The organism is Rhodoferax aquaticus (assembly GCF_006974105.1).
GTDB lineage: Bacteria > Pseudomonadota > Gammaproteobacteria > Burkholderiales > Burkholderiaceae_C > Allorhodoferax > Allorhodoferax aquaticus_A.
Window position 1 is genome coordinate 3,819,460 of sequence record NZ_CP036282.1, and the last position, 23,776, is coordinate 3,843,235.

Annotated in this window: 16 protein-coding genes; 11 read left to right on the top strand and 5 right to left on the bottom strand. The window is 60.3% G+C overall.

Annotated features, from left to right (window positions below; genetic code table 11):
* Positions 1-94: 94 nt before the first annotated feature.
* Positions 95-1,021 (bottom strand): LysR substrate-binding domain-containing protein, encoded by a 927-nt coding sequence (locus tag EXZ61_RS17635; protein ID WP_142813000.1) that lies wholly within the window; start codon positions 1,019-1,021, stop codon positions 95-97.
* A gap of 97 nt (positions 1,022-1,118) precedes the next feature.
* On the opposite strand from EXZ61_RS17635, the gene EXZ61_RS17640 reads away from it, so the two are divergent.
* Entirely contained in the window at positions 1,119-2,681 is a 1,563-nt protein-coding gene (locus EXZ61_RS17640; RefSeq protein ID WP_142813001.1) for an NADH-quinone oxidoreductase subunit L, read from the top strand.
* A gap of 21 nt (positions 2,682-2,702) precedes the next feature.
* Positions 2,703-5,270, top strand: a complete 2,568-nt coding sequence (locus tag EXZ61_RS17645) for a YbcC family protein (RefSeq protein WP_142813002.1) — start codon at positions 2,703-2,705, stop codon at positions 5,268-5,270.
* A 76-nt stretch (positions 5,271-5,346) separates the two neighbouring features.
* Here EXZ61_RS17645 and EXZ61_RS17650 read toward each other — a convergent pair whose 3' ends face one another.
* The 3 genes from EXZ61_RS17650 to EXZ61_RS17660 all read right to left on the bottom strand — a co-directional run bounded on the left by EXZ61_RS17650 (position 5,347) and on the right by EXZ61_RS17660 (position 8,512).
* Positions 5,347-7,302: a bifunctional 2',3'-cyclic-nucleotide 2'-phosphodiesterase/3'-nucleotidase gene (locus EXZ61_RS17650; RefSeq protein WP_142813003.1), complete on the bottom strand. Its 1,956-nt coding sequence runs from the start codon at positions 7,300-7,302 to the stop codon at positions 5,347-5,349.
* Positions 7,289-7,474, bottom strand: a complete 186-nt coding sequence (locus EXZ61_RS17655) for a hypothetical protein (RefSeq protein ID WP_142813004.1) — start codon at positions 7,472-7,474, stop codon at positions 7,289-7,291. The genes EXZ61_RS17650 and EXZ61_RS17655 overlap by 14 nt, the downstream gene beginning before the upstream one ends.
* 87 nt (positions 7,475-7,561) lie before the next feature.
* On the bottom strand, positions 7,562-8,512 hold the full coding sequence (locus EXZ61_RS17660; RefSeq protein WP_168224810.1) for a TraB/GumN family protein: 951 nt from the start codon (positions 8,510-8,512) through the stop codon (positions 7,562-7,564).
* A 138-nt stretch (positions 8,513-8,650) separates the two neighbouring features.
* On the opposite strand from EXZ61_RS17660, the gene EXZ61_RS17665 reads away from it, so the two are divergent.
* The 8 genes from EXZ61_RS17665 (at position 8,651) to EXZ61_RS17700 (ending at position 21,331) form a co-directional block, all read left to right on the top strand.
* Complete coding sequence (locus EXZ61_RS17665; RefSeq protein WP_142813006.1) at positions 8,651-9,298, top strand: ANTAR domain-containing response regulator; 648 nt, start codon at positions 8,651-8,653, stop codon at positions 9,296-9,298.
* Positions 9,299-9,514: 216 nt separating this feature from the next.
* Positions 9,515-11,137: a methyl-accepting chemotaxis protein gene (locus EXZ61_RS22420; RefSeq protein ID WP_201799089.1), complete on the top strand. Its 1,623-nt coding sequence runs from the start codon at positions 9,515-9,517 to the stop codon at positions 11,135-11,137.
* 478 nt (positions 11,138-11,615) lie between these two features.
* Entirely contained in the window at positions 11,616-12,860 is a 1,245-nt protein-coding gene (locus tag EXZ61_RS17675; protein ID WP_142813007.1) for a CmpA/NrtA family ABC transporter substrate-binding protein, read from the top strand.
* A gap of 9 nt (positions 12,861-12,869) precedes the next feature.
* Positions 12,870-13,808 carry a nitrate ABC transporter permease gene (gene ntrB / locus EXZ61_RS17680; RefSeq protein ID WP_142813008.1) on the top strand — a complete coding sequence of 313 codons (939 nt, stop codon included), beginning with the start codon at positions 12,870-12,872 and terminating at the stop codon, positions 13,806-13,808.
* The gene (locus EXZ61_RS17685; RefSeq protein ID WP_142813009.1) at positions 13,805-14,638 is read left to right on the top strand and encodes an ABC transporter ATP-binding protein; all 834 of its coding nucleotides are present in this window, start codon (positions 13,805-13,807) and stop codon (positions 14,636-14,638) included. The genes ntrB and EXZ61_RS17685 overlap by 4 nt, the downstream gene beginning before the upstream one ends.
* Before the next feature lie 469 nt (positions 14,639-15,107).
* The gene (nirB, locus tag EXZ61_RS17690; protein ID WP_142813010.1) at positions 15,108-17,540 is read left to right on the top strand and encodes a nitrite reductase large subunit NirB; all 2,433 of its coding nucleotides are present in this window, start codon (positions 15,108-15,110) and stop codon (positions 17,538-17,540) included.
* A gap of 10 nt (positions 17,541-17,550) precedes the next feature.
* Positions 17,551-17,937 (top strand): nitrite reductase small subunit NirD, encoded by a 387-nt coding sequence (gene nirD / locus EXZ61_RS17695; RefSeq protein WP_142813011.1) that lies wholly within the window; start codon positions 17,551-17,553, stop codon positions 17,935-17,937.
* 520 nt (positions 17,938-18,457) lie between these two features.
* Positions 18,458-21,331 (top strand): nitrate reductase, encoded by a 2,874-nt coding sequence (locus EXZ61_RS17700; RefSeq protein ID WP_142813012.1) that lies wholly within the window; start codon positions 18,458-18,460, stop codon positions 21,329-21,331.
* A gap of 355 nt (positions 21,332-21,686) precedes the next feature.
* Here EXZ61_RS17700 and EXZ61_RS17705 read toward each other — a convergent pair whose 3' ends face one another.
* Complete coding sequence (locus EXZ61_RS17705; RefSeq protein ID WP_142813013.1) at positions 21,687-22,274, bottom strand: hemerythrin domain-containing protein; 588 nt, start codon at positions 22,272-22,274, stop codon at positions 21,687-21,689.
* A gap of 233 nt (positions 22,275-22,507) precedes the next feature.
* On the opposite strand from EXZ61_RS17705, the gene EXZ61_RS17710 reads away from it, so the two are divergent.
* Positions 22,508-23,767, top strand: coding sequence for a sarcosine oxidase subunit beta family protein (locus tag EXZ61_RS17710; protein WP_142813014.1), 1,260 nt, complete (start codon positions 22,508-22,510; stop codon positions 23,765-23,767).
* Positions 23,768-23,776: the final 9 nt, after the last annotated feature.

A 23,776-nucleotide genomic window follows, 5' to 3' on the forward strand; every position in this document is an offset into this window, starting at 1 on the left:
CATGGGCATTCAGTTCAAAATACTGTATATAAAACCATATTTTAGAAGAGATGCGAAAGAAGCGCTAGCGTGGGCCCTGCGCTGGCTTCGGCGTTTACCGAGTACCAGCCGCCAAAGCGTCGGCTTGCCTAGGGTTTTGCGGTGAGAGCGACAGCAAGCGCTCCACAATGTCGGTGCGATGCCGGTGCGGCGTGGTGATGGCATAGAACCGTTCTTTGAGCTGGGCGGACTGGCCCACCACCACCAAGCTGCCCGCCAGCAATTCGTCCTGCACCACCACCTCGGGCAAGACCGTGAGCCAATCACTGTCGCGGGCAATCAGGCGCAGCATGGCCATGTCGTCCACCTCGGCGCGCAAGCGGGGGGTGACTCCGGCGGCGGCGCACAGGGCATCAAACTGGGCCCGCACCGCGTGGCGTGGGCCAGGTACGGCCAAGTCCATGCCTTGCAGGTCTTCAGGCACACGCAGGCTGTGGGCTTGCCACACCTTGCTGGGGCCTACCAATGAAACCGCCTGGCTCCCCAGAAAGCGGCAGTGCAAGGGGCGTTCCGGGTCGGCGGGCACGGTCTCATTGGCCAGCACCACATCCAGCTGGTGCTGCAGCAGGCGGGCCAGCAAGCCCTCCAACAAGCCTGACTCCAGCGTGAGCACGACCGAGGGGTCGGTCAGCAGAGGGCGAATCCAGTTTTCTTGGTAGTTACGCGACAGCGTGGCCATGCTGCCTACACGCAGCCGGGTGATGCCCTCACTCTGCCCCTGCAGCCGCCCCAGCATTTCTTGGCCTAAGCCATAGATGTTGTCGGCATACGAGAGCACGAGTTGGCCCGTGTCGGTCAGCAGCAGGCGGCGACCTTCCCGCAAAAACAGGGCCTCACCCAAGCGCTCTTCCAGCTGCCGGATTTGGGCCGACAAGGCCGACTGCGAGGTGTGCAACTCCTCCGCAGCGCGGGTTAGATGTCCCAACTTGGCAACGCGCCAGAAGTAGAACAGGTGGTGAAAGTTCAGTTGCTCTAGGTTCATTGTTCTTTTATACAGAACGTTTTAAAACTATCAATGTATTTTACAGAACGTTATAGGACGGGCAGCATACGACAACTTTCTCTTTGAGGTGCTTTTTATGACTTTGCTTCAAGTTGCCGCAACCGTTAGTCTCTGTATGCCCGCCGCATTGATGCTGCTGGCCTTGCTCACGCCCCGCCGGCAAGACCGCCCTACCGCCGCACTTTGGCAGACGTGCAACGCGCTCTCAGGCGCGGCGCTGGGCTTTAGCGTGGTGTCCGCCCTGCTGGTGCCCTACCTCGTGGAGGCGCAGGCTGGGCTCAACCCGACCCGCTTGGGGAGCGTTTTGGCGGTGTTGGTGCAACTGCTGGGCTGGGTGATTGGGGTGTTTTCTGCCCGCTATCTGGAGGGCGAGCACCGCCAGCGGCGCTATATGGCTGCGCTGGCCGGCGTATTGGCGGCCGTACATGTGCTGCTGTTGGCTGACCACTGGGTGGTGTTGATCGCCGCCTGGGCTTTGGTGGGGGTGGCACTGCAACACCTGCTGTGCTTTTACCCGGACCGCCCCTTTGCCCTGCTGGCGGCCCACAAAAAGCGCATTGCCGACCGCATGGCCGATGTGCTGCTGATTGCGGCGGCAGGCTTGGCCTGGACTGAAGTGGGTACAGGCTCCTTAACCGCGCTGTGGGCCCACATTGCACGCGAGGGAATGTCCACCTCCCTGCACCTGAGCGCGGTGTGCTTGGTGCTGGCGGTGGTTGTGCGCACCGCGCTGTTGCCGGTGCATGGCTGGCTGATCCAGGTGATGGAGGCCCCTACCCCGGTGTCGGCCTTGCTGCATGCAGGCGTGGTGAACTTGGGGGGCTTTGTGCTGATCCGTTTTGCGCCGCTGCTGGAACAGGCCACACCCGCACGCTCGCTGCTCATCGCCTTCGGCTTGGGCACCGCCGTGCTGGCCGGTTTGGTGATGCTGACGCGCATCAGCATCAAAGTGCGCTTGGCGTGGTCCACCGTGGCACAAATGGGCTTCATGCTGCTGGAATGCGGTCTGGGGCTGTACACGCTGGCGGCGCTGCACTTGATCGGACATTCGCTGTACAAAGCCCACGCGTTTTTGTCGGCCTCTAGCGCCGTGCGCGAGACGCGTTTGCAGATGATGCGCAGTGCCCATGGGCCAACCCCCGTGAGCCTGTGCATAGCCCCGGTCCTTGCGGTAGCCGCCGTAGTGCTGATGCAAACACTGGTAAACCCCGCTGCTTGGCCTTGGTGGTGGAGCGCGGTGATGGGCTTGGCCTGGGCCCCTATGGTGTGGCTGGACCCAGCGCGCGCCAGTCTGCGGGCTGTTGTCTTGCAGACCTGCTCAGGCCTGCTGATGATTGTGGGTCTGGCCACGCTGGCACTGCTGTTGCACAGCCTGCCGCTCGGCATTCGCGATGTGCCACACCATACGCTGGGCCTGGTCACATTGCTAGGCATGGCGGCTTTGTATGGGTGCTTGGTGGTGCTGCAGATTCGCCCCAACGCGCTGCGCAGATGGCGCCGCTGGAGCTATGCAGGCTTTTATGTCGACGAGCTCTACACGCGCCTGGCTTTGCAGCTCTGGCCTAGCCACTGGGCACCGCATGCATCGCACACCGGCACACCCATCGGTACGCGCGTTGACGCCACAGCCCACCCCTAAACAGAACTCCAGGAGATCCCCATGGACACATTGAGCCCGAGCGCCCCAAGGTCAACAGACACCCAGACCCCGAACTCCGCAATGCCTAGCCCTGCTGTAGATTGGCCATACCAGACAGAAGCCGAAGCGGCCTGTGCGCAAGCCTGCCAAGCCATTGCACCCGCATGGCCGCTGGACCGCGCGATTGCGGTGAATCCACATTGGTCCCGCATTGGCATGCCCGTGCGGCAGGTAGCGGCACGCATGGCGGTCTTGGGTGGCGTGCAAGTGTTTCCCACGCGCCCCAACCAGCTGCAAGCTTGGGAAGAAGGTCGCATCACCGCGGCTGACTTGGACTATGCCTTGACCCAAGTGCCCGGCGCGGCCGCAAAGCTATCGGCAGCGCAATGTGTAGGCGCACTGCACACCGACCAACCGGTGGCCCAGTTGCCCTTGTTGATTGAGGTGCTGGACAACGACCCCAAGCGCCATACCCGCCTGTCGTGGCGTCAAGCGATCACCCACCAGGTGAGCCAAACCTGCGCCGCCTACTTTGACGAACACCAGGCCGATTGGCAGCCCGAGCGCGCGCAAGGTCTGTATGCGTTTTGGCGCTACACGCTGCAGCACGACCACGGCATAGGCATGCTGATGGGTCTGCCCCATCTTGGCAAAGCCCTGCAAGCATTGCCACGCACCCGCCAAGACGCAGAGCGCTGGGTACTGCAGCGCCTAGGCCTGCCACAGGCGGTGTGGGCGGACTACCTGGAAGCGGTGTTGCTCACGGTCAACGGCTGGGCGTCTTGGTGTGCCTACTTGGGTTGGCAGGCGCGCCTGGAAGGCCGCAGCGACACCCACTTGCGCGAGCTACTGGCCATTCGGCTGGCGTGGGGCGCTATTTTGCTGGAGTGCAAAGGCGGAACCGCCAACAGCCACGCCTTCGCCGCGCTCCAAGGCGAGTGGAGCCATGCCCCCGCACTATTGGCACACGCCCAAGAGGCGTTGCTGGTCGACGAGGTGTGGCAACGCGCGCTGGAAGCGGGCTACCAACGCACACTGGCGCACAAGCTGGTCTTAGGTGCTAGCGAAAGCGCTGCGCCACAGGCGGTTGAAGTGCAGGCGGCTTTTTGCATTGATGTACGCAGCGAACCCCTGCGCCGCGCGCTGGAGTCGGTGTGGCCAGCCATTCAGACCATCGGGTTTGCAGGGTTCTTTGGCTTGGCCGCTGCCTACACCCCGTTGGCCACGCACGCACGTCGGCCCCAGCTGCCCGGGCTACTGGCACCAGGCATCGAAGTGCAGGACCGGATGGTGGCCCCCAGCAACAGCCAAGGTGCTACGGATGACGCGATGCAAAGCGCGGCCCATGAAGCCCGGCTGGACCGTTTTGGCTGGTCAGACCAATGGCAGGCCGCCAGCCGCTGGCCGGGCGCTGCGTTCTCGTTTGTGGAGGCGGCTGGTTTCAGCTACCTTGGCAAGCTGGGGCAATGGCTCAAGCCCACCCAAGCGGCGCGCGCGCGCGATGACCTCGATGGTCTGCCCGTGCGTTACCGGCCCCTGTGCCGCCCGCAGGTCACAGGCTTGGAACTGGATGCCAAAGTGACGCTTGCAGCGCGCGTGTTGCACGCCATGGGCTTGGACCGCCAGCTCGCGCCCTTGGTCTTGCTGGTGGGCCACGGCAGCCAAACGACCAACAATGCCCACGCAGCGGCTCTGGATTGCGGCGCATGCTGCGGCCAAACCGGTGAGGTCAACGCCCGAAGCCTGGCGCTGCTACTCAATGAGACAGCGGTGCGCCATGGCCTGCTCGCACACGGCATCACGATTCCAGAAGACACAGTGTTCGTGGCCGCGCTGCACAACACCACCACCGACGAGATCGAGGGCTTTGACCTAGACTTGCTACCCAGCGCTGCCCGCACGCGCTGGGACCGCTTGCAAAGCGTCTTCGCGCATGCCTGCGACCAGGTACGACGGGAACGGGCGCCCACACTGGGGCTGGACCCCAGTGCCACGCACACCGCGCTACTCAGCCAATTGCGTTTGCGCGCCAATGACGGCGCGCAAACGCGCCCCGAATGGGGCTTGGCGGGCAATGCGGCGTTCTTGATCGCACCACGGGCACGTAGCCGAGGTGTGCGCCTAGAGGGGCGCAGTTTTCTGCACGACTATGAGGCATCGCAGGATGCCGATGGCAGCGTGCTGGAACTGCTGATGACGGCCCCCATGCTCGTCACGCACTGGATTAACTGGCAATACCACGCCTCAACCTGCGAGCCGCTGCATTTGGGCAGCGGCAACAAGGTGCTGCACAACGTGGTGGGGGGCCACCTTGGCGTGTTTGAGGGCAATGGAGGCGACCTGCGCATTGGCTTGTCGCAACAATCTTTGCACGACGGCAAGCGGTGGATGCACGAACCTTTGCGGCTCACCGTGGTCATTGATGCACCCCAGCAAGCCATTGAAACCGTCATCCAGAAACATGCCGTGGTGCAGCAACTCTTAGACAACGGCTGGCTGTACCTGTGGCGATTTGATGCAAAGGGCTTGCAACAGTATGAACGCGGCAGCTGGAACGAAGTGCAGTTGCAAGCGCAGCAGGGCCACTGAACTCCACCGGGCTTGCCCAATAAGAAAAAGGCCCCTGCCCCGCAGTCGCACTGACCACGGGACCAGGGCCTTGGGCTTAGTAGCCCAGTTCGTAGAGCGCTGAACCGTCGCCGTTGTCTTTCACCAAGCGGATGCTGGGGTGTTTGTCCAAATACTTTTGGGCAGCGCTGGCAGACAAGAAGGTAGGTTTGACGCCGGGGATGGCGGCAATGCGCCAATTGCCGTCTGCGCTGGGGTTCACTTGTTTGCCGGGGGCCAAGGTGTCCATCATGGTGAGGTATTCGACCAGGGTCTGGCGGTTTTCCTCTGGCGCATCTAGCACCACTTTGCTGGCGTTCAGTCCAGGGAAGTTGCCGCCTCCATAGGCACGGTAGTTGTTGGTGGCCACAATGAACTTGGCGTCCAAGCGAATGGGCGCACCTTCAAAACGCAGGTTCTTGATCCGGCTGGACGCTGCAGACACCACGGCGCCCTTGGTGTCGTACTTGGCGGGCTGGGTCACATCCACCTCGTAGCTCACACCGTCTATGGCGTCAAAGTTGTAGGAGGGAAAGGCGTCATTGAGCAGGGCTTGGGGCGCGGTGCCTTTGGGGTCAATTTGGTTGAACTGCCCGGCTGACATTTCCAGCCACTCTTTAATCTCTGCACCGGTCAGCAGCATGGCCTTAAGGGTGTTGGGGTAGATGTACAGGTCGGCCACGTGCTTGATGGCCAAGGGCCCCGCGGGAATGTCGGTGTAGTAGCCCCAGCCTTGGCGTCCGCCCGATTTAAAAGGCGCAGCTGCCGAAAGCACAGGGTACTTTTCGTACTCGGTACCCTGCATAGCACGTTTGACGTAGGCAATTTGCGCGTTGGACACGATTTGCACGGAGGAATCATCGCCCACCTGCGCGAAGTAGCTGTAAATGGGTGCGCTGCTAAAGGCCACCTTGCCACGCACGTACTCCAAGGTTTGTGCGTGCTCTGCACCAACGGCTTTTTCGACCATGGGGTCGATCTCGGCCACGGACTTCTTGGCCACACGGTCAAAGATGGGGCGTATGGTGGAGCGGCTGTCCACCACTTTCCACGCGCCGCTGCTGTTGTCCAGTGTGAAGTCCACCACGCCCAAATGGTCACCCCAGCGACCTGGCATGACAGCAGCAACCCCGTTGATCGTGCCACGCTCGATGTCCACTTTGGGGTAGGTGGCAAACGCCTTGCTCGGGAACTCGGCATGCGCATGGCCGAACAAAATGGCGTCGATACTTGGCACCTCGGCCAAGCGCGACACCGAGTTTTCCGCAAACTGCCCTACCTCACCTTTTTCAAACCCGGAATGCGGAATGGCGATCACCAGTTGTGCGCCCTTGGCTCGCATTTCAGGCACATACTTTTTCGCCATATCAGCCATATCCAGGGTGACGACCTGACCTTCTAAGTTGGCCTTGTCCCACTGCATGATTTGGGGTGGCACAAAGCCAATCACGCCGACCTTGAGGTTGTGACTGGCACCTTGGGAGTCTTTGAAGGTGCGGTCCAACAGCACATAAGGTGTGAAAGCATGCGTTGGGTTGGCGCTGTCCTTGGCGGTGTTATCCAAAAACACATTGGAATTGACGTAAGGGAAGTTGGCGCCCTGCAAGGAGCGGCGCAAAAACGCCAGGCCGTAATTGAATTCGTGGTTGCCAATGTTGGCGGCGTCATAGCCCATCTGGTTCATCACCTTGTAGGCGGGGTGAACTTGCCCCTCTTTGAGTGGGTGCACTTTGGCCACCAAGTCTCCCAAGGGGTTACCTTGCAACAAGTCTCCGTTGTCAAACAGCATACTGTTGGTCGCCTCGCCCCGCGCAGCCTTGATCAGGCTAACCGTGCGTGCCAAACCGTATTGGTCGGTCGCTTTGTCTTGGTAGTAGTCGTAGCTCAACAGGTTCATGTGCACATCAGTCGTCTCTAAGATGCGCAGTTTGAGTTCAGCCGCGTTGGCCCCGGCACCCAATGACCCCGCAATTAGCAGGGCCATCAAGGCGGCATTCCATCTAAATTTTTGCATTGCATTGGCTCCAAAACTTCATCATAGCCACCGCCACGTCTTCCATTTTGATGCGCAGCAAGTAGGCATGCTTTCGTGTCGCCTTGTTGACAGGCTGCGCCGCTTGGCCCAAGACAAAGGCATCCAAAGGCCCGGCGCTTGCGCTACCACCTACTGCCCCACCGTGAAGCATGATCCGTCTACCGATGAGAATGCGGCCTTAGTCTCAGCCAAGCACTCGCACGGAGTTACCACACGCTGGACTCTAAGGCCTGCTCCATTAGTACAAGCGCTGTACCGTGTAGCCCTGCTTCGCCAGTAGGGTGGGTAAGCCGGTGGGGCCTGCCAAATGTAAGGCGCCCACCGCCAACAACACCTTGGTCCCCGCAGCATGCAGCGCATCCAATCGTTGGGCCATGACAGGGTTGCGGTCATCCACCAAGCGTTTCATAGCTGCTTTCTCTGAAGCCGTTTTGATACAGGCACACCAGGCGGCGTAATTTTCCAGGGTAGCCAAGTCATGGTTTGCCCAGGCTTGCATCAGCTTGATCAACATACTGCGGGTTTTGCCGCTCTCCAAGTCGCGCAAGGCCGAGGCCACGTCAGCATTGCGTTGTGCAAGGGGCGCCTTGTCATCGCGCAATGCCTCCAGCTGCTCGTCAACGGTTTCCAAAGACACGATGGGTCGCTGGGCAGCGTTCGCCATCAGTGCCATTTGCAAGTCAATGCCATAGGTGGGCTCCAAGCCCTGGTCCCGCGCTACCATGCTCGCCAGAGTGGCTAGCTGCATCTCGGGGCGATAGCGCACCAAAGCCTCTCGTGCTATACAAAGCCGGTCCGCCACCGCCTGCATGCGCGCGTTCAAAGCGGCTGGCAAAGGTGGCGCAGTCTTCGCGCTCATCTTCTGCTCCAGGGTGCTCGCAGTCTCTGGCTCTAAGGGATTTATTTCTAGTGCAAGCACATCCGCTTCATGCCACGCCTGCCCCAAAACAGGTCCAGGAAACGCCCAGTCCCACGCAGCCACGTGCGCGGTCCCATAGACATAAGAACTGTGCCCACCTTTGCTTACCCGCCACAAAAACCCGCGGTCTCGGACATTGGCCTGGGCCGTCGCGATGTGCTCGGTGCTAGGCGCCTGAGGCTGCGCAGTGCATTCGGCCAAGGCTTGCCCAGCCCAAAGACCCAGCACCAAAACCACCACGCGGCCCAGGCCATAAGTTTTGTAATTCACATGTACCCCGTTTCCATCGTCTGTAGCATGGCACGCGGCCCTGCGCCCTAGCTTGCGCCCATCACCGGTTAGCAAGTGCTCAGTGTAAGGGGCCCCAAGCACCCTTATGGTGCGAAACTTGCTTGCATGCCGTTCACCATGACCGAAGCACTGCGAATTGTTGTCATCACTGCGGAACTGGATGTTGAGGATCCGGGCGACAGCCATGCCCTTGAGCAGGCGGAGCGCTCGCGCAGCTTGCGTATTGGTTTGCTTGAAAATGGGTTCAACTTGGTGGCCTCCCTGCCGCCCGACGTTTTTTTGACCGAACGTTTGGCCCAGTTGCAGCCCGACTTGATCATTGTCGACGCGGAAAGCGAAGCGAGAGATGCACTGGAACATGTTGTCATGGCCACGCGTGATGCGCGCCGCCCCATCGTCATGTTTACCAATGACCATGACGCAGACAATGCCCGCGCTGCAGTGGCTGCGGGTGTGTCGGCCTACATCGTCGCGGGGCTTCAAGCCGAACGCATACGGCCGATTCTGGATGTCGCGCTGGCCCGCTTCCAACACGAACAAGCGCTGCGCCAAGAGCTGGCAGACACACGCGACGAACTCAATGCACTGAGCGCCACCTTGCAAGACCGCAAGGTGATTGACCGGGCCAAAGCATTGCTGATGCAGCGTCAGCAGCTCAGCGAGGACGCGGCGTACGCCAAGCTGCGCAAAACCGCCATGGACAAAAACCTGAAGATCGTGGAAGTGGCCCAGCGCATACTGGACGTGGCCGAGCTGTGGTCCTGATCAGAGCAGCGTGTCAGTCAGTGGCGTCAAAGGTTCCCTGAGACTGGCAAGCGTTGATGGAAGGCGGCTGGAATCTGCTGAGCACAGCGCCCGATAAGCCCCTCAAATATTCCGCCCAAGCACAGTGAATCCCCCTAAACTGGAGGCGTCGAGAGCACTTGAAGAATAGTGGGTCCGTGCAAGCCCTATGAAAAAACCCTTCCGAAAGCCCAGCGTATGGTCAAGAACCTGAGTATCAAAGCCCGTTTGTCTTTGGCATTTGCAGCTGTCGTTGGATTGTTTGCAATTACTTTGGTGGTGGTGGCCTCGTACCTCGCCAGCCTCGCGAGCGACGTTAAAACTATCCACGGGGACACCCTCAAATTTGTTCTGATCGTAGGGGATATGAACTTAGCCCGTTCTGATGTCCAACAGTTTTTGACCGATGTATCGGCCACGCATGACCCCGACGGGTACAAAGACGCCGACGACGCGGCCAAGCGGTTTCGCGCAGGCGTGGCTAGCTTCAAGGCTAAGCTGGAAGCCGAAAGCAAGACGGGGAATCCCCAAGCAAAAGCGGAAGCAGACAAAGACCTCGCTGTCTTGCAAGAAGTGGATGCAAGTTTCACCAAGTTTTACGACATGGGCAAGGTCATGGCCAAAACGTATATGGACCAAGGCATGGAAGCTGGCAACGCAGTCATGAAAGGCGCCAACGGATCTGCTGGGTTTGACGCTGCAAGCGAAGACCTTCAGAAAGTTCTTGACAAGTTCCACGCAGACCAAGTCGAAGAAGCAAACCATATCACCGATCGTGCATTGGGCAAGTCGAATGCCATGATGGCCGTCATGGCGGTTAGCGCCGTCACCGCTGTGCTTCTGGCCGTTGGCTTTGGCAGCTGGGTGGTCAGAAGCATTTTGCGCCAGCTAGGAAGCGAGCCGGAAACTGCCGTGAGCTTGGCACAAAACGTAGGTGCCGGCGATCTCAGCCACGATGTCCGCTTGATGCCCGGCGACGAAAGCAGTCTGTTGTGGCAGCTTAAGTCTATGCAAAGCAATCTGGCCCAGGTTGTACAGCGCGTGCGCAGTAGCTCTGACAATGTAGAAACCACCAGCGTTGAAATTGCTGAAGGCAACCACGAGCTGGCCCGCCGCACAGAAAGCCAGGCCAACACCTTGGTTCAAACGGCGAACTCCATGAAAGAACTGTCACAAGCCGTGGAGCAAAACGCCCATAGCGCAAAAAAAGCGAACCGCCTGGCGTTAGCAGCTACGGACGTGGCTTCGCAAGGCGGCATGGTGGTGGGGCAAGTGGTCGACACGATGAAGGGCATCAATGACGCATCTAAAAAAATTGCCGACATCATCAGCGTCATTGACGGGATAGCCTTTCAAACCAACATCTTGGCCCTCAACGCAGCAGTAGAGGCCGCCCGAGCGGGGGAGCAAGGGCGTGGCTTTGCGGTGGTCGCGAGTGAGGTCAGGTCATTGGCTGGGCGCTCGGCTCAAGCGGCCCGCGAAATCAAGTCGCTGATTAGCACCAGCGTTGAACGCGTAGAACAAGGCACGACCTTGGTCGATCAGGCCGGTGCCACCATGACGCAGGTTGTCAGCAGCATCAAAGAAGTCACCGAGATCATGGGCCGCATCAGTGCGGCCAGCATGGAGCAGTCGCGCGGAGTGGCTGAGGTGGGTATGGCTGTGATTGATATGGAGCACACCACCCAGCAGAACGCCGCCCTCGTAGAAGAAATGGACGCTGCTGCCGCCACACTGCGCGAGCAAGCTACGGCTTTGGTGAACACGGTCAAAGAATTTAAACTGGGTGACAGCCACGCCCGCACCCACAGCAGCAGCTGAGATCATTTAGCGCCCTGTGCGCAACGGCAAGCCCGAATCGGCCTTGGTTGCAGAGGGACTATGGCGCACCAAAATCTGCCACGCCGATGAGCCACACGCGCCATAGAAAGGCAAGCTTGGGGCAAGCGAATCAGCGCCCCACCCTTTTTGGTGCAGGCACCATGAACGTACCGCCGGTTCAAGCAACGAAATTTAATGAACCAATAGCTCCGTAGCGCTTATCCGCAAAGCGCCGCATGCTCCGCTTTTTATAGCGCCAGCAGTATTTAGAACACACACACTGTCAGGTTTCATTCATGGCACATACCTTGCTTAACACCTCACAAGACCTTCTTTAGGTCATGCAAACGCCCCGTCCAACGGCGGGCTGGGTGAATGCAAAAGGACAAAGGCGTCCCCACGGGTTTGATTGCGCACTGCGCGTCGAACCCCGTGTGGACGCCTTTTTTGTTTTGTGTTTTAACTTTGGAGTGTTGTCATGACAGACCTTTTGAAAGCCAAACTCAGCCGCCGCGCAGTGCTACAAACTGCAACCGTAGGCGCGGTTGGTATCAGTCCGGCGCTGCGGGCCGTCGTCTACGCAGGCGGTTCCGATGCGCCCGAGAAAACCGAAGTCAAGATCGGCTTCATTCCTTTGACCGATTGCGCCAGCGTGGTGATGGCCTCGGTGCTCGGTTTCGACAAAAAGTACGGCGTCACGATTGTGCCTAGCAAGGAAGCCTCATGGGCCGGTGTGCGTGACAAACTGGTCAGCGGCGAACTGGACTTTGCCCACGTGCTCTATGGCTTGGTCTACGGTGTGCACTTAGGCATTGGTGGGCCCAAGAAAGACATGGCCGTGTTGGCGACCCTGAACAACAACGGCCAGGCTATTACCTTGTCCAAAAAGCTAGCCGACAAAGGCGCTGTCGATGGCGCCAGCCTGGCCAAGCTGATGGCCGCAGAAAAGCGTGAATACACCTTTGCGCAGACCTTCCCCACGGGAACCCATGCCATGTGGCTTTACTACTGGATGGCTGCCAATGGCATCCACCCACTGCAGGACGCCAAGGTCATCACCGTGCCCCCACCGCAAATGGTGGCCAATATGCGGGTCGGCAATATGGACGGCTACTGCGTGGGCGAGCCCTGGAACCACCGCGCCATCATTGATGGCATCGGCATCACCGCCACCACCACCCAAGACATTTGGAAAGACCACCCTGAGAAAGTACTGGGCACCACGGGCGACTTCGTCAAGAAGTACCCCAACACCGCTCGGGCCGTCACAGCTGCCATCTTAGAGGCCGGCAAGTGGATCGACGCCAGCCTGTCCAACAAGAACAAGATGGCCGAAACCATTGCCGATAAGAGCTATGTGAACACCAGCGTGGACGCCATCAACCAGCGCATTCTGGGGCGCTACCAAAACGGTCTGGGCAAGACCTGGGATGACCCGAATTTCATGAAGTTCTACAACGACGGCGCAGTGAACTTCCCTTACCTGTCGGATGGCATGTGGTTCCTGACCCAGCACAAGCGTTGGGGCTTGCTCAAAGACCACCCCGACTACCTGACTGTGGCCAAGCAGATCAACCAGATCGAGATCTACAAGCAGGCTGCCGCCGCTACCAAGACGCCGCTGCCTAAGAGCGATATGCGCAGCAGCAAGCTCATGGACGGCACGGTGTGGGACGGCAAAGACCCCAAGAAATACGCCGACGGTTTCAAGATCAAAGCATAAGGAGTCGACATGGTCAGCGCCGTATTCCACTCACCGATCGCCACAGCCACCGATGGGTCTGCTACAAAAACAGAAGCTGCTGCCGCCCATTCCGCGGTCGCTAGCAGCCCAAAAGACACACAGACTGCTGCACAGACATTGCCGGAGCAGTCTGCCCCCGCTTTCGACTGGAACGGTCTGCTACTCAAGGTATTCCCTCCCTTGGCTGGGCTGGCATTGCTCATCGGCATCTGGGCATTGGTGAGCATTGGCACAGCCAGCTCCATCCCCAGCCCCTTGGAGACATGGAAGCAGGCGGTGGTGATCTTCAGCGATCCGTTCTATAGCAAGGGCCCTAACGACCAGGGCGTGGGCTGGAACGTGCTGTTCTCGCTCAAGCGCGTGGCCTTGGGTTTTGGGCTGGCTGCACTGGTGGGCATTCCAGCCGGGTTCCTGATCGGGCGGTTTGAGTTCTTAAGCCGCATGTTCAACCCGCTCATTAGCCTATTGCGCCCCGTGTCGCCCCTGGCGTGGTTGCCTATCGGGCTCTTGGTGTTCAAGGGCGCGAACCCGGCTGCCATCTGGACCATCTTCATCTGCTCCATCTGGCCCATGGTCATCAACACCGCCGTGGGCGTGCAGCGCGTGCCGCAGGACTACATGAACGTGGCCCGCGTGCTCAACCTGTCCGAGTGGAAAATTTTTACCAAAATCCTCTTCCCTTCGGTGCTGCCTTACATGCTGACTGGTGTGCGCCTCGCAGTGGGCACCGCCTGGCTGGTCATCGTGGCCGCCGAGATGCTGACGGGTGGCGTGGGCATTGGCTTTTGGGTGTGGGACGAGTGGAACAACCTTAACGTCAAGAACATCATCATTGCCATCTTTGTGATCGGCATCGTGGGCCTGCTGCTGGAGTTCGCGCTCATCAAAATCGCCACCGCATTCACGTTCGAAGAGGTGAAGTCATGAGCCTCGTGTCCCCCAACCTCAAGTACATCGAGATCCAAGGCGTGGACCAGACCTTCAAGACCAAGAAAGGCCTGTTCCCAGCGTTGCGCAACATCAACCTCAACGTGGCCAAGGGCGAGTTTGTGGCCCTCATCGGCCACAGCGGCTGCGGCAAGTCCACCTTGCTGAATCTGATTGCCGGCCTGACCATGCCGACCCAAGGCTCGCTGATTTGCGCCAACCGCGAAATCGCAGGCCCCGGCCCCGAGCGCGCGGTGGTGTTCCAGAACCACTCGCTGCTGCCTTGGCTGACTTGCTTTGAAAACATTTATCTGGGCGTGGAGCGCGTGTTCGGTACCCGCAATCCTGGCGCTTCGTCAGAGACCCAAGCGCAGCTCAAAGCCCGCACCGATGCCGCACTGGCCTTGGTGGGCCTGACGGCCGCCGCTCAAAAACGCCCCGGCGAAATCAGCGGTGGCATGAAGCAGCGCGTGGGCATTGCCCGTGCGCTGGCCATGGAGCCCAAAGTGCTGTTGATGGACGAGCCCTTCGGCGCGCTGGATGCGCTGACCCGTGCCAAGCTGCAAGACGAGTTGCTGGAGATCGTGGCGCGCACCGAGAGCACGGTGGTCATGGTGACCCACGATGTGGACGAAGCTGTGCTGCTGTCCGACAAGATTGTGATGATGACCAACGGACCTGCCGCCACCATCGGCGAAGTGCTGAGCGTGGACCTGCCCCGCCCTCGGTCCCGCGTGGCCTTGGCTGATAGCCCGGAGTACCTGGGGTACCGCAAGGCGGTGATTGACTTTTTGTACACCCGGCAGGGGCATGTGGAGAAGGTGGCTTGATCATGTCTTCTTGCTTTCTGGATGCTTTTGAGGTGCACGCTGCTTTGGAACACACCCCCTATCCCCCAGCCCCTTTCCACCCTCGCCAGGGCGGAAAGGGGAGCCGAACAGCCACATTTTGTTGTTTGTCTCCGGCTACTGGGCTACTGCCACTAGGTCGCCACCGTTTTTGCATACCAGCGGCTCATGCCAGCGGTCGTAGTGACAGGCCAAGTAGTTTGCGCGCCCACAGCAGGCGCCACGCGGCCTGCCGTTTGAACGCCCGCATATCGGCGAACACTACGACCGTAGGTTCCTCAATGCAGGCGCCCAAGTACGCGACGCGACCTCACTCGCCTAGATCCGTATCCGGCGCACAGCCACCCAATCGGCAGTTGGCCCCCCTTTCCGCCCTGGCGAGGGTGGAAAGGGGTTGGGGGATAGGGGGTGTGTTCCCTCGCCCCGCACACCAAAACTCAGGAGAACAACAATGAAAAAGCAAAAGTTGGTCATGGTCGGCAACGGCATGGCCGGTGTGCGGACGATTGAAGAGCTGCTCAAGGTCGCACCGGACCTGTATGACATCACCGTCTTCGGTGCTGAGCCGCACCCCAACTACAACCGCATTTTGCTCAGCCCCGTGCTCGCCGGGGAGCAAACGCTGGACGAGATCGTGCTCAACCCGTTTGCGTGGTACACCGAAAACGGCATCACCCTGCATGCCGGTAAAAAAGTGACTGAGGTAGACCGCGTGAAACGCGTCGTGAAAGCGTCGGACGGCACCGAGGCCGAGTACGACCGCTTGCTGATCTGCACCGGCTCCAACCCTTTCATCCTGCCTGTGCCCGGCAATGACCTGCAAGGCGTGATTGCCTACCGCGATATTGCCGATACCAACGCCATGATCGAGGCGGCAAAGAAATACCAGCACGCTGTCGTGATCGGTGGCGGCCTTCTGGGTCTGGAAGCGGCCAACGGTCTGATGCTGCGTGGGATGCAAGTCACCGTAGTGCACGTGATGCCCACCCTGATGGAACGCCAGCTCGACACCGTGGCTGGCGGCCTGCTGCAAAAGTCACTGGAAGCGCGTGGTCTGAAGTTCCTGATGGGCGCGCAGACCCAGGAGCTGGTCGGGGGTAGCGATGGCCGTGTGACAAGCATCAAGTTCAAAGACGGTACCGAGGTGCCTGCCGACCTCGTCGTCATGGCCGTGGGCATTCGCCCCAACACCGAGCTTGCCACCAGCATGCGCTTGCATGTGGACCGCGGCATCGTGGTCACCGACACCCTGCAAACCGTGACCGACGCACGCATCTACAGCGTGGGCGAATGCGCCGCCCACCGCGGCATTGCCTATGGACTCGTTGCGCCCTTGTTTGAGCAGGCCAAAGTGGCGGCCAACCATCTGGCCGAGTACGGCATTGGCCGCTACCAGGGGTCTCTCACCTCCACCAAGCTCAAAGTCACCGGCATCGACCTGTTCTCTGCCGGCAACTTCACCGGTGGCGAAGGGTTTGAAGAGATCGTGATGAGTGACCCCTTTGGCGGCGTCTACAAAAAGCTGGTCATCCAAAACGATAAGCTGGTCGGTGCCTGCATGTACGGCGACACCGTGGACGGCAGCTGGTACTTCAAGCTGCTGCGCGAGGGCCGCAGTGTGGCTGACATCCGCGACAAGTTGATGTTCGGCGAGAGCAACATCGGCGACGTGGGCCATGAGGGCCACAACAAAGCAGCCACCATGCCCGACGAGGCCGAAGTGTGTGGCTGCAACGGGGTCAACAAGGGCACTATTTGCAAAGCCATCCGCGACAAGGGCCTGTTTACCTTGGACGAGGTGCGCAAGCACACCAAAGCCAGCGCATCGTGCGGCTCCTGCACCGGACTGGTGGAACAGATCATCATGTTCACCGCCGGTGGGGACTACAGCGCCACACCCAAGACCAAGGCCATGTGCGGCTGCACCGACCACGGCCACCAAGCGGTGCGTGAGGCCATTGTCAAAGAGAAGTACCTCACCATCGCCCAAGTGCAACAAGGCATGGGCTGGAAGACGCCCAACGGCTGTGCATCCTGCCGCCCTGCGCTCAACTACTACCTGATCTCCAGCTGGCCCAAAGAGGCCAAGGACGACCCGCAAAGCCGCTTCATTAACGAGCGCAGCCATGCCAACATCCAGAAAGACGGCACCTACTCCGTCATCCCGCGCATGTGGGGTGGCGAGACCAACTCCTCCGAGCTGCGCCGTATCGCGGACGCGGTGGACAAGTACAAAATCCCCACCGTCAAGGTCACCGGCGGCCAGCGCATCGACCTGCTGGGCGTGAAGAAAGAAGACCTGCAAGCGGTGTGGAAAGACATCGGCATGCCCAGCGGCCACGCTTACGCCAAGGCCCTGCGCACCGTGAAAACATGTGTTGGAAGTGAGTGGTGCCGCATGGGCACGCAAGACAGCACCCAGATGGGCAAAGACCTGGAGCGCGCCATGTGGCGCATGTATGCCCCGCACAAGGTTAAGTTTGCTGTCTCTGGATGCCCACGCAACTGCGCCGAAGCGGGCATCAAGGACGTGGGCATCATCGGTGTGGACAGCGGCTGGGAGATGTATGTGGCTGGCAACGGCGGCATCAAAACTGAAGTGGCCCACTTTTTCACCAAGCTCAAGACGCCGCAAGACGTGCTGGAATACATCGGTGCCTTCTGCGAGCTGTACCGCACCGAGGGTTGGTACCTAGAACGCACCGTGCACTATGTGAACCGCGTGGGCCTGGACTATGTGAAGCAGCGCATTCTTGATGACCACGAAGGCCGCAAAGCGCTCTGGGAACGCCTGCAATTTGCCCTGGACGGCGAACCCGATCCGTGGTTCGACTTCAAAGATGCGCAAGTGGACACCCGCCAGTTTTCAGCCCTCACTGCCTAGGATTTACCCCATGACCGAATGGACCCGCATCTGTACCCTGGAAGACATTCCCTTGCTGGGCGCGCGCCGCGTGGAGCGCGCCAGCGGATTGGATGTTGCCATCTTTCGCAACAGCCAAGACGCAGTCTTTGCCTTGCTGGACCGCTGCCCGCACAAGGGCGGCCCGCTCTCGCAAGGCATTGTGTTCGGCACCAGCGTGGCTTGCCCGCTGCACAACTGGACCATAGGGCTGTGCGACGGCCAGGCCAGCGCTCCGGACGAAGGCTGTACACCTCGGTTTCGTGTGAAATTGGAAGAAGGGGTGGTGTATTTGGACGCGGCTGAGCTGCATGGCCATGCGAGCGATTTGGTGCGGCCTATTGCTGGGCCTGTTCGGCGTCCGGTTGACTGGATTTGAGGGGCCATGGTTTTTAACAACCCACTCTCCCCCAACCCCTCTCGCCCCGCCGGGCGAGAGGGGAGTAGAACAGCCACATTTGGCCCTTGTGCTCCGGCTAGCTGGCTACGTCCACAAGGTCGCCACCGTTGCTTTGCGTCAGCGCTTCACGCCAGTGGTCGTAGAGTCGGCACGCATGGTGTGTTCGCCCACAGCAGGCGCCAAGCGGCCTGCCGTTGGCACGCATGCATATTTGCAAACACTACGACCGCTGGAGTTCCCTCAGTGGCGCACCCACCCGCAACGCTCCCTCACGCGCATAGCACCGTAGCCGGCGCGAGCACCCCACATTCGGCAGTTAAGCCCCCCTCTCGCCCGGCGGGGCGAGAGGGGCGGGGGGGAGAGTGGGTTGTTCCGGCTGTTAAAAAAGGCCCGAAAAAGTGAAAGAAACCAAGAGCACCTGCCCCTACTGCGATCTAGCTGCTATCGCAGCAGATCGCTATGCGAACAATAAAGAACACCTTCGTAGGGGTACACCCAAGTGAAAGAAACTCGCTCTACCTGCCCCTACTGCGGTGTAGGCTGCGGCGTCATCATCCACAGCGAGGGTGCGCAGATCACCGGCGTCAAGGGCGACCCGCAGCACCCGGCCAACTTCGGGCGACTGTGCTCCAAAGGCAGCACCTTGCAACTGAGCGCCACCGCGGAAGTCACCTTGCAAACCCGGCTGCTGCAACCACTGCAGCGCCTAGTGCGAGGCAGCACGCCACAGCCAGTCACATGGGACAGCGCCCTGCACACAGCCACCACGAAGTTTGCCCAGATCATCCGGGACTACGGGCCCGACGCCGTGGGCTTTTACGTGAGTGGCCAATTGCTCACCGAGGACTACTACGTCTTCAACAAGCTGGCCAAGGGGCTGATAGGCACCAACAACATCGACACCAACTCCCGCTTGTGCATGAGCAGCGCCGTAGCGGGCTACAAAAAGACCTTGGGCGCGGATGCGCCTCCCAACTGCTATGACGATGTGCAGTTCGCGCAGACCCTGTTCATTGCGGGCTCCAACACTGCTTTTGCCCACCCGGTCTTGTTTCGCCGCATCGAAGATGCTAGGCGTGCCAACCCCACGCAAAAAATGGTGGTGGTCGACGTACGGCGCACCGACACGGCGGAAGTGGCTGACCTGTTCTTGCAAATTCAACCCGGCACCGATGTGATGCTGTTTCACGGTATGCTGCACCTCATGCTGTGGGAGGGCTGGGTAGACCCTGCCTACATGCGCGCCCACACCAGCGGTTTTGACGCCCTCAAAGCCACGGTGCGCGACTACACGCCGGATGCGGTAGCCGCTACCTGTGGCATTCGCAAAGAGGATTTGGTGCTGGCCAGCCGCTGGTTTGCAGGGGTCGATGACAGCGACGTGGCCCACAGCCGGACCCCGACACTGAGTCTGTATTGCCAAGGTCTCAACCAAAGCAGCGCAGGCACCGCCAAGAACGCAGCCCTCATCAACCTGCACCTCGCCTGCGGCCAAATTGGCAAACCGGGAGCGGGCCCGTTTTCGCTGACAGGGCAACCCAACGCGATGGGCGGCCGCGAGGTCGGCGGATTGGCGAACTTGCTCAGCGCGCACCGCGACCTGGCTAACCCCGCACACCGCGCAGAAGTAGCGGCCCTGTGGGGCGTTTCACAGGTGCCCGACAAGCCAGGCAAAACAGCGGTGGAAATGTTCCAAGCCGCCGCAGACGGAGAAATCAAAGCGCTGTGGATTGCCTGCACCAACCCTGCCCAAAGCATGCCAGACCAAGCCACGGTGCGCCGGGCACTGGAACGCGCCGAGTTCGTGGTGCTGCAAGAGGCGTTCGCCACCACCGCCACCTGCGCCTATGCCGACCTCTTGCTTCCCGCCACCACCTGGGGAGAAAAAGACGGCACGGTCACCAACAGCGAACGGCGTATTTCACGCGTGCGCCCCGCTGTGGCAGCCCCTGGCGACGCCCACCATGGCCCACGCCATGATTGGGCCATTGCCGTGGACTTTGCCCAGCGCTTAGAGAAGCTCTTGGTCGCGTCTACAGTGCCTATCGAAGGGCTAAACCAAGCTCAGCCCACGCGGAGCTTGTTCCCGTATCCCACCCCCGAATCGGTGTGGAACGAGCACCGCGAGTCCACGCGGGGCCGCGACCTGGACATTACTGGCATGTCTTACCAGCAACTCGAAGAGCGCCCACTGCAATGGCCCATGCGCGAAGGGCAATCCGCAGGGGCACAACGGCTGTACGAAGACGGGGTGTTTCCCACTGCGGACGGTCGGGCTCACTTTGCCAATGTGGTCTACAAACCCGTTGCCGAAGCCCGAGACGCGCGCTTCCCCTTTTCCCTCACGACAGGCCGCCTGCGCGACCAGTGGCATGGCATGAGCCGCACCGGTACTGTCGGACGCCTGTTTGGCCACGTATCCGAACCAGCGGTGCTCATGCATCCCCAGGATATGGCACGCAGGCTATTGAAAGAAGGTGACTTGGTGCACCTGAGCAGCAAGCGGGGCGCGGTGGTGCTTCCCGTGCAAGCCAGCAAAGCGCTGGCCATGAGTCAGCTGTTTATGGCCATGCACTGGGGCGAAGAGTTTGTCAGCGGCCTAGGCGCCAAGGGACAGCGCCTGTCGGGCGTGAATGCATTGACGACGTCCGCGTTCTGCCCGGACTCTAAGCAACCAGAATTCAAACATGCGGCCGTCAAGGTAGTAAAGGCCGAGCTACCGTGGAGCCTGGTGGCGATGGCGTGGCTACCAGACGCCTATGCGCTGACTGCCAGGCGTGCTTTGCAGTCGCTCATGGCCGAGTTTGCCTATGCCAGCTGCGTGCCGTTTGCCAACGCAGTGGCCCTAGACAGCACAGCGGCGCGCCAAGGTGTCTTGTTCAAAGCTTCCCATGCCGAGGCGATTGGCCCCGAGGCCTTGCAACGCATTGCTGCCGTCTTGCAACTCGATGGGGCAGATGTCGTGCGCTATGACGACCCCAAGCGCGGCCAACAGCGACGCCTGCGCCGTCGGATGGAGGGCACTGATACCCGTTTGGAAGGTTTCTTGCTCGCAGGCGATACCCGCGCCCAGCGCTGGATCGCGCCCTTGCTGCAAGGTGAGCTTCCCGTGCAATCTTATGGACGCGCCCTGCTGTCACCGGGTGCGACGCCCCCTATCCCTGTGGCGTCTGCGGGGACCGTCGTCTGCACCTGTTTCAATGTGACTGATCAGCAGATACACAGCACCTTGTCGCTGTGCGAGGGATCTCCCACCCAGCGCCTGCAAAGCCTACAAACCGCTTTGCAGTGCGGAACCAACTGCGGTTCTTGCTTGCCGCAACTGCAGGGCTTGGTGCGCCGCAGTGCAGACATGAGGTCCGAAACACCATAGCAAGGTGCCGACGTGCCCCCGCTGCCCGCCACGGCGTCGCTTGCGTCAAGCGTGAAAATCAACGTGGAATTAGTGTCCCCCACAAAGCCTGCGCCGTTGGTAGGCCCGTTGGAACCCACTCCACCACCGGCAATAGCGGTACCCGCCGTGGCCACCATGCCGCCGCCAGCCCCAAAAGGTAGTCAAAGCGAGCAGGCCTAGACGCAGGCCTTGTGATCGCGTCAGAGTAGCCCAAAAACGTGCAGTTGGGGAGCTCCTAAACCCGAGAAAACATGCGCTATCGCGGCCTAATTCACTCCGGGTTTGGACGCAACTCCAAAGGCTCGCAGCCATCCAACACACGACACCGCAAGACCTAAGACGCCCTGCGCCGCGCTTCCATCTCCTCGCCCATGTGCTGGAGGCTGGATGGGTCCAGGTGGCTCAACGCCACGGGATACACCAAACGGTCTTCATCGCTGAGATGGCGGCGATACAGCTGGGCAAATGCACGAAGCTGAGCAAGCTGTGCATCGGTAGGCCAAACAGGGCGCTGTGGCGGACCTATAGCTTGTTCGCCGCCAGAGGTCTCCTCCACCAGTGCCACCAAGCTTGCTCGGGCCTCTTGCCAGGCCAACTCCATGGACCGGTGCTCCGCTATCAAGCGGTGCGCCAACTGCTGCAGTGCCACATCTGGGCCTGCCAAAAGCCTCGGGAACACATGCAACTCCTCATCTTGGTGGTGCAAGGGCGCCGCGAGGTCAAAGTAGCGCATGACATCAAGGGCCGCTTGGCGAGCGGACGCATCTGCCCCCATGCGGGCAACATGCACCATGAGGCGCTCCAACAGTGCGAGCGAACGCTCCACACGTTCATGGCACGCACTCAGCATGTCAAAAGGCGCTTCAAACCCGACCGAAGGGGTAGGTTGGCCAGGAAAAGGAATAGGGCTGCGGGACGTCATACCCTCTATTTCAACAGCCTTCCAACAGCAGCACCCGCTACAAGGGTTTACCCGCAAAAAGCGTGAACCACCTGCACCAAACACTAGGGTATGTACTCGGTGAAAGCATGTCGTATGCAAGCCATTGTTGTACCTGTGTCGGTTTTTGACAAGTGAACGTCTGCAAGGCGCAAGGTACAAAGCGCCACTCGAAAAACAATGGATGCAGATTCATTGGACCACCTCGAGAACCCATGCGCGGCCAACACTATTCACTCTGGAGCCTGCTCAAGCACGGCTTTAAAAACCACACCACCTGGGAGCCCGCTTGGGAACGGGTGGCCTTGAAGCCCGCTTACGACGTCATCGTCGTGGGCGGTGGCGGCCATGGTCTGGCCACGGCTTACTACCTGGCCAAGAACCATCCCGGCGTGGGCAAGATTGCCGTGCTGGAAAAAGGCTACTTGGGCGGCGGCAACACTGCGCGCAACACCACCATCGTGCGCTCTAACTACCTGTGGGACGAGTCCGCAGCGATTTATGAACACTCCCTCAAACTGTGGGAAAGCCTCACGGAAGACCTGAACTTCAATGTGATGTTCAGCCAGCGCGGCGTGTTCAACCTAGGCCACACCCTGCAAGACATGCGCGACATTGAGCGCCGTGTGAACGCCAACGCACTCCAAGGCATTGACGCCCACGTGCTCAACGCCAAAGAAGTGCAAGAAAAAATACCGCAGCTAGACTGCAGCGCCAGCCGCCGCTACCCCGTCTTGGGCGCCAGCTGGCAACCCCGCGGCGGTGTCGCCCACCATGACGCGGTAGCACGCGGTTTTGCGCGTGCTGCTAGCCGCTTGGGCGTAGACCTGATTGAAGGCTGCGAAGTCAGCGGCATGGACATCGAAGGCGGCCGCATCCGTGGCCTGCAAACCAACCAAGGCTACGTCAAAGCAGGTCGCGTGGGCTGTGTCGCTGCAGGGCACTCCTCGGTACTCGCCCGCATGGCCGGGCTGCGCATGCCACTAGAGAGCCACCCCCTGCAAGCCTTTGTCTCCGAGTCCATGCAACGCGTGATTGACACCGTCATCATGTCTAACGCGGTGCACGGGTACTTGAGCCAGTCCGACAAAGGCGAGCTGGTCATCGGCGCCGGCATCGACAGCTACCTAGGCTACGGCCAGCGCGGCAGCCCGCACGTGATCGAACACACGGCCGCAGCCATCATTGAAATGTTCCCGCAGTTCTCCCGCGTGCGCATGAACCGCCAATGGGGCGGCATTGTGGACGTGACGCCAGACGCCTGCCCCATCATTTCCAAGACCGCGGTGAAAGACCTGTTCTTCAACTGCGGCTGGGGCACCGGTGGCTTCAAAGCCACCCCCGGCTCTGGCCATGTCTTTGCAGACATGCTGGCCACGGGAGAACCCAATGCCTTGGCCCAAGCCTTCTCGGTAGGCCGCTTCCACAGTGGCCACCTCATCGATGAACACGGCGCCGCTGGCGTCGCACATTGAGTTATCACC

Coding starts and splice junctions, on each gene's coding strand:
- EXZ61_RS17635 (WP_142813000.1), bottom strand. CDS start 1,021: ATGAACCTAGAGCAACTGAACTTTCACCACCTGTTCTACTTCTGGCGC.
- EXZ61_RS17640 (WP_142813001.1), top strand. CDS start 1,119: ATGACTTTGCTTCAAGTTGCCGCAACCGTTAGTCTCTGTATGCCCGCC.
- EXZ61_RS17645 (WP_142813002.1), top strand. CDS start 2,703: ATGGACACATTGAGCCCGAGCGCCCCAAGGTCAACAGACACCCAGACC.
- EXZ61_RS17650 (WP_142813003.1), bottom strand. CDS start 7,302: ATGCAAAAATTTAGATGGAATGCCGCCTTGATGGCCCTGCTAATTGCG.
- EXZ61_RS17655 (WP_142813004.1), bottom strand. CDS start 7,474: ATGCTTCACGGTGGGGCAGTAGGTGGTAGCGCAAGCGCCGGGCCTTTG.
- EXZ61_RS17665 (WP_142813006.1), top strand. CDS start 8,651: ATGACCGAAGCACTGCGAATTGTTGTCATCACTGCGGAACTGGATGTT.
- EXZ61_RS22420 (WP_201799089.1), top strand. CDS start 9,515: ATGGTCAAGAACCTGAGTATCAAAGCCCGTTTGTCTTTGGCATTTGCA.
- EXZ61_RS17675 (WP_142813007.1), top strand. CDS start 11,616: ATGACAGACCTTTTGAAAGCCAAACTCAGCCGCCGCGCAGTGCTACAA.
- ntrB (WP_142813008.1), top strand. CDS start 12,870: ATGGTCAGCGCCGTATTCCACTCACCGATCGCCACAGCCACCGATGGG.
- EXZ61_RS17685 (WP_142813009.1), top strand. CDS start 13,805: ATGAGCCTCGTGTCCCCCAACCTCAAGTACATCGAGATCCAAGGCGTG.
- nirB (WP_142813010.1), top strand. CDS start 15,108: ATGAAAAAGCAAAAGTTGGTCATGGTCGGCAACGGCATGGCCGGTGTG.
- nirD (WP_142813011.1), top strand. CDS start 17,551: ATGACCGAATGGACCCGCATCTGTACCCTGGAAGACATTCCCTTGCTG.
- EXZ61_RS17705 (WP_142813013.1), bottom strand. CDS start 22,274: ATGACGTCCCGCAGCCCTATTCCTTTTCCTGGCCAACCTACCCCTTCG.
- EXZ61_RS17710 (WP_142813014.1), top strand. CDS start 22,508: ATGCGCGGCCAACACTATTCACTCTGGAGCCTGCTCAAGCACGGCTTT.